This window comes from Solidesulfovibrio sp., assembly GCF_029978005.1.
Lineage (GTDB): Bacteria > Desulfobacterota > Desulfovibrionia > Desulfovibrionales > Desulfovibrionaceae > Solidesulfovibrio.
In genome coordinates this window covers 1-7,804 of record NZ_JARKOZ010000209.1, presented here as the reverse complement: position 1 = coordinate 7,804, position 7,804 = coordinate 1, and the positions used below count along the sequence as shown (strand labels likewise).

Here is a 7,804-nt window from a genome sequence, read left to right as displayed (position 1 = left end):
CCTTCGAGGCCGAGCCCCTGACCGGGCTTCAGGTCATGGGCGTCCTGGAGACGCGCCTTTTATCCTTCCGCCGCGTCTTTGTCCTGGATGCCGTGGAGGACAAGCTGCCGGGCCAGGACCCGTACGATCCCCTGCTGCCGGACGCCCTGCGCCGGCTCCTGGGCCTGCCCGATTCCCGGGAGCGGGACCTGGTTTCGGCCTACAACATCTATCGCCTGTTTTTCGGGGCCGAGGAGATCACGGTGCTGTATCGCACCGGAGCCACGGGCGCCGGGCTTTTCGAGGACAAGCCCGTGCGCAGCCGGTTCGTGGAACAGCTCTTGTGGGAGGAGGAAAAGCGCCTGGGCCGGGTGCTGGCCCCGGGCGAGCCGCCGGTTGCGCTCATCCATCTGCCCCTTTGTCCCATCCCCAGGACCGACGCGGCCATGCCGGTCACGCCGGCCGTGGCCGCCAGGCGCGCCGCCTGTCTGGAGGGCCGGATCTCGGCCACGTTCCTGGACGCCTACCTGGCCTGCCCGCTGCGCTTTTTCCACAAGTACCTGACGTCGCTGGCCCCCCTGGCCGAGGTGGCCGAGGAAGGCGATCCGGCGGCCGTGGGCGTGCTCGTGCACGAGACGTTGCGGGAATTCTTCGCGCCCCTGATCGGGCGCGACATCGACACGGCGGACGTGAGCGCCACGGCGCTCGGCGACCTGTTCGAGGCGCGAGCCCAGAACGACCCGGCCTTCGCCGCCCTGCCGCCGGACGGCCGGCTGCTCCTGGTGCGGGCGGCCCGCACGCGCCTGGCCCTGATGGCCGGTGCCCTGCCCCGCACCACGCTCCTGGCCCTGGAAACCGAGCTCGCCGCCAGCCTCGACGTTTCCGGCCGGACCTGCCTGCTGGGCGGCCGGGCCGACCGGGTGGACCGCCGCGAGGAGGGCATCGTCATCGTGGACTACAAGACCGGCTCCCTGGCCGGCGTGGCCGCCGGAGCCTGGGCCGACGAGGCGTTTTTCGCCCGCCTGGCCGCCTTTGCCCGCCACGAGGACGACCCGGAGCTTCTGGGCGAGGTCGCCGACCGCTTCCCGAGCGTGCAACTGCCGCTCTACTCCTGGCTCTACGCCGCCTCACGGGGGGAGACGCCGGCGGACGCGGTCTTCGTGGAACTGCGGGAATCGGGGAAGGAGAAGAGGCTTTTCGGTCCGCGCTGCGATCCCGCCGCGCGGGAGGAGGCCGTGACGCGGCGCATCCCGGAGCTTCTGGGCTTTCTCCTGCGCCACCTGGGCACGGCCGCGTCCTTCACCCCCCGGCCCGACGCCCGGCGCTGCGCCTACTGCGACTACCGCCCGGCCTGCGGCGCGGCGGCGAGGTGAGGCGCGAAGACAAGAGAACGAGAAACAAAGCCTCCGGCGGCCGGGGGGGATGATCCCCCCCGGTCCCCCCCAAAGGGGAGAGGCTATTTTCCGAGGGATTCTTCGGGGGCGGGGGCGCTCTTGGGGCGCAGGGGCTCGTAGTAGATGGCCGACTTGGTGGCCTTGGAATCGTTGTTGTACTTGAGCTTCATTTTGATCTGCTTTTCCGGGAAATCCCAGCTCATGACCAGCCACTGGCCTTCGACGGCCGTCTCTGGAGTGCCGGCCAGCTTGGTGGTGACGGCCTTGATGATGTCGATGTCGTCGTGCTCGGTCTTCATGATGCGGCTGTAGAGCTTGCCATCCACCACGCCGTAAACGATCACCGGGGCCAGGCGCTCGTGCACGCCGAGCCTGCACGGACCGGTGTAGTTGTAATAGGCTACCCCGTCCTTTTCCATGAACTTGACGAAGTACTCGTTGTCGTTGATGGAGGCCAACGTCGTGCCGTAGGGCGGCTTGACGCAGTCGAAGCCCCCGGCCGAGGCGGTCGCAACGCCCAGCAGTGCGATCAGGCACATGGCGAGCAGCGTGCGGCGGATCATGCAGTTCTCCTGGTTATGGAAATGACGGAATGGAGCCGATCGGAAGGCAATTCCACTACCCTGTCGCCTGCCCGATGGCAAGTTGCTACGAACCCGAGGCAGGGATAGGGAGAGCGCACGTCCGGGACCGGAAAAAACCCCCGAGCTTCATACGGCGCAGTGCGGTTCGCCGTCGCTGAAGGAAAACCGGACGGGCTTGTGGATCACCCGGCCGACCTTGAGGATCGTGCCCAAAGTGATGGAGGTGTTGTTCTCGTCGAGAATCCTGTCCACCAGCGAGCGGCTCGTTCCCAGACGCCGGGCCATCTCCGTCTTGGTGAGGCAGCAGGCCTCCATGTAGTCGCGCAGCTGCCAGGCTATCACCCGCTTGACGGCCACGGCCTCGCAGGCTTCCAGCGTGCCGTCCTCTTCCAGGAATTCGGCCAACGATCCGCCGCGACAGCCGTTCTCCTCAGCAACCATGCTCCCTCCCCAAGGCGCTCTCCAGCACCGTTCGCCTACGCTGGAGCGCCAGTTCCAAGTCCTGCCCGGGCGTCTTCCGGGTCTTCTTGACGAATCCGTGAAGCAGGTACAGCACGCCTGCCTCCAGACAAAACAGCACCCTGGCCGTGCGGCCGCCGGAGATATCCGTGCGGACCTCGAAAATGCCCTTTCCCAGGGGCCGGCAGGCGGGCATGCCGATGGGCCAGCCCATTTCGACGGTAAGGATGTCGCAGCCCACGGCTTTGCGGTCCTCCCGGTCCAAGCCCTTGAGCCATTCCCGCACGGGTTCGACGCCGTGCGGCGTCCTGTAGAACACGGCTTGCAGGCGCTTGCGCATGTCCGACATGTACCTTTTTTAGTACATCAGTCAAGGGGGCAAAGCTCTTTCAGGACTTGGACTCGTCCGAGCGCGGGTGGGCCTTGTCGTAGATGCGCATGATGCGGGCCAGTTCCAGGTGGGTGTAGCGCTGGGTGGTGCTCAGGCGCTCGTGCCCCAAAAGCTCCTGGACGCTGCGCAGGTCGGCCCCGGATTCGAGCAGGTGGGTGGCGAAGCTGTGGCGCAGCATATGGGGATGGGTATGCTGGGCGATGCCCGCCTCGCGGGCCATGGCGTCGAGGATGCGCGCCGCCTGCCGCCGGTCGAGCCGCCCGCCGCGCGCCCCCAGGAAAAAGGCCTGCTCCGAGGGGACCGTCACCAGCTCGCCCCGCCGCCTAGCGTATTCCCGCAGCCGCTCCCGGGCCGCGTCGCTTAGGGGGGCCAGGCGCTCCTTGGAGCCCTTGCCGAGCACCCGGGCGATGCCCTGGAAAAAATCCACGTCGTCCACATCGAGCCCCACGGCCTCGCTCACCCGAAGCCCCGAGCCGTAGAGCAGCTCGGCCAGGGCCAGGTCGCGGCAGGACTCGATGGAGCCGTCGGCATGGGCGCTGCCGGCCTTGGGCGAAACCAGGGCCACGGCCTCGTCCACGTTGAGCGCCCGGGGCTGGCGCTTGTCCTGCTTGGGGTTCCTGAGCCCGGCCACGGGGTCGGCCGCGACGAGCTTCTTCTGGCGCATGAAGGTGAAAAAGGAGCGCAGGGCCGAGAGCTTGCGCCCCATGGACGTCTTGGCCGCCCGGCGGCGGTGCAGTTCGGCCAGAAACCCCCTGGCCTGGTCGCGCCCGATCTCGCCGGGGCGGGCAAGGGTCAGACCGCGCAGGGAAAGGTAGGCCTCGAACTGGAGCAGGTCCTCGGCGTAGGCCGCGACCGTGGCCGGGGAATAGCCCTTGCCCACGGCGAGGTGCTCGAGAAAGGCCGCCACGGTCTGCGGCCGGGCGGGCGTGGCCTCAGGCTTGCCGCTTGTCGAGGACATAGCAGCTCCGGGGGTTTTCCTTGGCCTTCTTCTTGAGGGTCATGGCCGCCTGGGAGGCTTCGCCGAAGTGCGTGAGCCGCCCGTCCCGGTTGAAGACCACGGCGATGGAGATGGCCATGAGCGGAAAGGAGCGGCGGTTGCCCTCGCGGTCCACGGACTGGATGTAGCCGTGCTCCCGGTCTTCGGCGTCGTAGAAGTGCGGCACGATGTCGTCGAAGCTCCCGACCACGGCCCGGCAGGCCTCCTCCACCCGATCGATGGGCAGGATGAAGACGAAGTCGTCGCCGCCCACGTGGCCCACGAAGGCCTTGGCTCCGCCCACGGACCGCACGGTGTTGACGAGGATGCGCGCCGTCATCATGAGCACCTCGTCGCCCCGGGAAAAGCCGTACTTGTCGTTGAACGACTTGAAGTAGTCGAGGTCGGCGTAGGCCAGGGCGAAGTCCTCCTTGCGGTCGATGAGCTCCTGGATGCGGCCGATGATGGAGGTGTTGCCGGGAAGCTTGGTCAGGGGGTTGGCGTCCAGGGAGCGCGAGGCCCGGGCCAGGGTGAGGCTCACGCGGGCGCGCAGGACCGGCGCGGTCAGGGGCCGGGTGAGCAGCTCGTCCACCTCGGCGGCGCACCAGTCGATGTCCTCGCCAAGGGCCGCCTCGTCCATGACGAAGGCCACGGGCAGCTGGCGGTAGACGTTTTCGCTTTTCACCATGCCCACGAGGTCGAGGCCCGGGATGTCGGCCAGGTCGTGGTCCACCACGAGCAGGTCCGGCGGGTCGATGAAAAGAAGCTCCACGGCCCCGCGCCCGCGCGAAAGCGCCGTCACCTCGATCTCGTCCGGGGAGAAGGCCATGGCGAAAAGCGCCGCCAGGTCTTCGCCGGGGCTTAAGACCATGATCTTCTGGGGCCTGGGGAACAGGCACAGATGTTCTTCGGACATGGGATCAGGCGAAGGACAGGTCGGCGATCTCCACGAACTGGCCGCTCATCTGGTCCAGGAGCTTTTCGAAGTCCGCCGGCTTGATCTTGAGGATCTTGAGAGCCTCGGGTTGGAGATAGGTGACGCCCACATCGCCGGAAAAGCCGTATTCGAAGGCGCGCACCATGAAGTCGCCCAGGTGCACGACGCTGGCCATTTCGGGGTACAGCTGGGCCAGGTGGGGCTTGTGGTGGTAGGACAGCCCCTCCTTGATGTTGGCCGGCAGCTTCCAGTGGTCGGCCAGCCAGGCGTTGATGCGGTCGTGGCCGAAGCCCATGGCCTCGCGCTCGGCCTCCAGGTAGTAGAGGTCGCGCTCGGCCACCAGCCGCTCGATCTCCACCTTGAGGTCAGGCAGTTGCACCGTGGCCACGACCTTGCCCAGGTCGTGGAGCAGCCCGGCCACGGAATACTCCTCGGCGTCCTTGAAGCCGAGCATGCGCGCCGTGGTCCCGCAGGCCATGGCGCAGCCCAGGCTGTGCTCCCACAGCCCCACCATGTTCTCGGTCATGACCTCGAAGACCGAGGTGGACACGATGATGGAGCGCAGGACGTTGAAGCCCAGCAGCACCAACGCGTGGCCGATGGAGCTGATGCGGCCCGGAAAGCCGTAAACCGGCGAATTGACCATCTTGAGGACCTTGGCCGAGAGCACCTGGTCCATGCTGATGAGCTTGGCCACCTGCTCGGTGGTGGAGTCCGGCCGCTCCACGAGCTTGCTCACCTCGTCCAGGACCTTGGGCAGGGTGGGCAGGTCGCGCACGGCCAGCAGGCGGTTCTTGCGCTCGGTGCGCAGGTCCTCGCTCATCGCCCGGCTCCCTTGGCGGCGGCCGGAGCCGCCCCCTCGGCCGAGGCCTCCCCTTCGGGCGCGGCCAGGGCAGCGGCCCTGGCCGCCTTGGCCGCCTCGGCCATGGCCACGCTGGCCGCGGCCTTCATGCGGAAGTAGTGGTCGAGGAGCCGGCGGATCTGCGTCATCCACTTGTCCCCGGGATATTTGCGGAAAAGGGACTCCAGCCGCTCCAGGCGCTTGTCGTAGGAGGACGAACCGGCCGGCCCGTCCATGGACACGGGCTCGCCCTCGACCACGATGTGGTCCACGCCCATGGAATCGAAGCGGTCGAGCAGGCTTTCGGAAAGTTCGGTGCCGGCGGCGGCCACGGCGATCCCGTCGGGCCGGGCCACGGGCTTGGCCAGGAGCATGCCCGGCCGGGCCAGGTTGAGCGGGATTTTCTGCATGAGCGGCCGTCCTTACGCGTCCCTCGTGTAGTACATGCCCGGCAATTTCCGCACAAGCCCCTTGAGTTCCAAAAGGACCAGGGCCCGGCTGAGGGCCCCGGAGGCCGCTCCCAGGCGCGTGGCCAGCACGTCGATGTGGAGGCGGCCGCCCTCGCCGAGGAGCCGGTAGGCCTCGGCCTCCAGGCCGGTCAGGCCGGCGGCCGCCTCGGGCGCGGCCGGGGCTGACGACGGGGCCTGTGCCTCGGGTGGCGGGGGGGACGCACGGGAAGGCGTTGGGCGCGTCGCGGCCGCCTGCGCCGGCATGGGGCGCGCGGGAACCGGCGGCCGGGACCGGGGCGCGTCCACGTAGCCGGCGAGCTCCCGGGCCAGGGCGGCCACGATGTCCTCGGCCGCCTGCACGAGCCGGGCCCCCTGGGCCAGGAGCGCGTGGCAGCCGGCGAAGCTCGGCAGGTTGACGGGCCCTGGCAGGGCGAAGACCTCGCGGCCCTGCTCCAGGGCAAGGCGCGCCGTGATGAGGCTTCCCGAGCGGGCCGCCGCCTCCACCACCATGACGCCGAGGGACAGCCCGGCGATGACCCGGTTGCGGATGGGGAAATTCTGGGCCTGGGGGGGCGTGCCCGGGGCGAACTCGCTGACCACCGCGCCGTGGGCGGCAAGCTCGCGCCACACGTCCAGGTTGGCGTCGGGATAGACCAGGTCGAGCCCGGTGCCGCACACGGCCAGCGACCGGCCCGGGCCGGCCAGGCCGCCCAGGTGGGCCTGCCGGTCGATGCCGAAGGCCAGGCCCGAGACCACGGTGATCCCGGCCGCCGACAGCCCGGCCGCGATCTCGAAGGCCTGGGCGTAGCCGTAGCGCGAGCACTGCCTGGCCCCGACCATGGCCACGCAAGGGGCGCCAAGCAGGCCCGCGTCGCCGACGACGTAGAGCACGGCCGGCGGATCGGGCAGCTCGCGCAGCCGGGCCGGATAGGCCGGGTGGAAATAGGGGATGGGGAGCAAGCCCTTCTGGGCCGCCGCCTCCATCTCGCGCCGGGCGGCCGGGGTGGACGCGCCTCGGGCCAGGGCTCCGGCGGCCGCGTCGTCGCACAGGCCCTGGGGGCCGAAGGAACGGACGTCGGCCAGGGCGGCGACGGCCGAGGGGTAGCGGTCGAAGATGCGTTTCCAGGTGCGCGGGCCGATGCCCGGGGCGTTTCGCAGACGCAGGCTGGCCTCGAGCTCGGCCAGGAAGGCCGCGTCGCCCGTCCAGTCAACCGGGGCGACCGGGGCGGCCGGGGGCGAGGCCACGCCGTCGTCGGTCATTTGGGCAGGGATTGGAGTTTCTGGCGCACCACCGAAGCCAGCTCCGCGTCGGGATAGTCCTTGAGGTAGCGTTCGAGGGTGGCCCGGGCGGCGGCGACGTCGCCGGTCTTCTCCTGGGCCATGGCCATCTTGTAGAGGGAATCCGCCGCCTTGTGGTGTCCGGGCCAGCCCTTGGTCACCTTGTCGAAATCGGTCAGGGCCGTCTTGTAGTCGCCGGAAGCGTAGGCGCTCTCGCCCACCCAGTAGAGGGCGTTGGGGGCCAGCGGACTCTCGGGATGGGCGGTCAGGAAGGCGTCGAAAGCGGCCTTGGCCCCGCCGGGATTGCCGTTGATGGCCAGTTGCAGGGCGCGGTTGTATTCGGCCTTCTCGGCCGGCGAAGCGGTTTCGGCCGAGGCTCCGGGCCGGTTTTCCCTGGCGGCGGGCTTGGCCGGCGCAGCCGGAGTCGGCGTCTCGGCCGGCGCGGGCGCGGCGGCGGGCGGCGCGGACACGGCAGCCGACGGCTGGGCCTGGGCCGGCGGCGTGGCCTGGGCCTGG

The 7,804-nt window shown here is 69.4% G+C and carries 10 protein-coding genes; 1 reads left to right on the top strand and 9 read right to left on the bottom strand.

Annotation, left to right across the window (positions count from 1 at the left end):
- On the top strand, nucleotides 1-1,352 hold a 1,352-nt coding region (locus tag Q1K70_RS21045), incomplete at its 5' end, for a PD-(D/E)XK nuclease family protein (RefSeq protein ID WP_300164367.1).
- 83 nt (nucleotides 1,353-1,435) lie between these two features.
- Here Q1K70_RS21045 and Q1K70_RS21040 read toward each other — a convergent pair.
- The 9 genes from Q1K70_RS21040 to ybgF all read right to left on the bottom strand — a co-directional run.
- The gene (locus Q1K70_RS21040) at nucleotides 1,436-1,936 is read right to left on the bottom strand and encodes a hypothetical protein (RefSeq protein ID WP_300164364.1); all 501 of its coding nucleotides are present in this window, start codon (nucleotides 1,934-1,936) and stop codon (nucleotides 1,436-1,438) included.
- Nucleotides 1,937-2,083: 147 nt separating this feature from the next.
- Nucleotides 2,084-2,398 (bottom strand): hypothetical protein, encoded by a 315-nt coding sequence (locus Q1K70_RS21035; protein WP_300164361.1) that lies wholly within the window; start codon nucleotides 2,396-2,398, stop codon nucleotides 2,084-2,086.
- Entirely contained in the window at nucleotides 2,388-2,756 is a 369-nt protein-coding gene (locus tag Q1K70_RS21030; protein ID WP_300164358.1) for a type II toxin-antitoxin system RelE/ParE family toxin, read from the bottom strand. The genes Q1K70_RS21035 and Q1K70_RS21030 overlap by 11 nt, the downstream gene beginning before the upstream one ends.
- A 49-nt stretch (nucleotides 2,757-2,805) precedes the next feature.
- Complete coding sequence (locus Q1K70_RS21025) at nucleotides 2,806-3,765, bottom strand: tyrosine recombinase XerC (protein WP_300164355.1); 960 nt, start codon at nucleotides 3,763-3,765, stop codon at nucleotides 2,806-2,808.
- Nucleotides 3,740-4,699: a diguanylate cyclase gene (locus tag Q1K70_RS21020; RefSeq protein WP_300164352.1), complete on the bottom strand. Its 960-nt coding sequence runs from the start codon at nucleotides 4,697-4,699 to the stop codon at nucleotides 3,740-3,742. The genes Q1K70_RS21025 and Q1K70_RS21020 overlap by 26 nt, the downstream gene beginning before the upstream one ends.
- Nucleotides 4,700-4,703: 4 nt before the next feature.
- Complete coding sequence (locus tag Q1K70_RS21015) at nucleotides 4,704-5,543, bottom strand: HDOD domain-containing protein (protein WP_300164349.1); 840 nt, start codon at nucleotides 5,541-5,543, stop codon at nucleotides 4,704-4,706.
- Nucleotides 5,540-5,971: a hypothetical protein gene (locus Q1K70_RS21010; RefSeq protein ID WP_300164346.1), complete on the bottom strand. Its 432-nt coding sequence runs from the start codon at nucleotides 5,969-5,971 to the stop codon at nucleotides 5,540-5,542. The genes Q1K70_RS21015 and Q1K70_RS21010 overlap by 4 nt, the downstream gene beginning before the upstream one ends.
- Before the next feature lie 12 nt (nucleotides 5,972-5,983).
- Nucleotides 5,984-7,270 (bottom strand): DNA-processing protein DprA, encoded by a 1,287-nt coding sequence (gene dprA / locus Q1K70_RS21005; protein ID WP_300164343.1) that lies wholly within the window; start codon nucleotides 7,268-7,270, stop codon nucleotides 5,984-5,986.
- The coding region (ybgF, locus tag Q1K70_RS21000) for a tol-pal system protein YbgF (RefSeq protein ID WP_300164340.1) at nucleotides 7,267-7,804 on the bottom strand (538 nt) is incomplete at its 5' end. The genes dprA and ybgF, both read right to left, overlap by 4 nt.

What these genes read in the sequence shown, in the direction of transcription:
- Q1K70_RS21040 (WP_300164364.1), bottom strand. Translation starts at nt 1,936, where the DNA reads ATGATCCGCCGCACGCTGCTCGCCATGTGCCTGATCGCACTGCTGGGC.
- Q1K70_RS21035 (WP_300164361.1), bottom strand. Translation starts at nt 2,398, where the DNA reads ATGGTTGCTGAGGAGAACGGCTGTCGCGGCGGATCGTTGGCCGAATTC.
- Q1K70_RS21030 (WP_300164358.1), bottom strand. Translation starts at nt 2,756, where the DNA reads ATGCGCAAGCGCCTGCAAGCCGTGTTCTACAGGACGCCGCACGGCGTC.
- Q1K70_RS21025 (WP_300164355.1), bottom strand. Translation starts at nt 3,765, where the DNA reads ATGTCCTCGACAAGCGGCAAGCCTGAGGCCACGCCCGCCCGGCCGCAG.
- Q1K70_RS21020 (WP_300164352.1), bottom strand. Translation starts at nt 4,699, where the DNA reads ATGTCCGAAGAACATCTGTGCCTGTTCCCCAGGCCCCAGAAGATCATG.
- Q1K70_RS21015 (WP_300164349.1), bottom strand. Translation starts at nt 5,543, where the DNA reads ATGAGCGAGGACCTGCGCACCGAGCGCAAGAACCGCCTGCTGGCCGTG.
- Q1K70_RS21010 (WP_300164346.1), bottom strand. Translation starts at nt 5,971, where the DNA reads ATGCAGAAAATCCCGCTCAACCTGGCCCGGCCGGGCATGCTCCTGGCC.
- dprA (WP_300164343.1), bottom strand. Translation starts at nt 7,270, where the DNA reads ATGACCGACGACGGCGTGGCCTCGCCCCCGGCCGCCCCGGTCGCCCCG.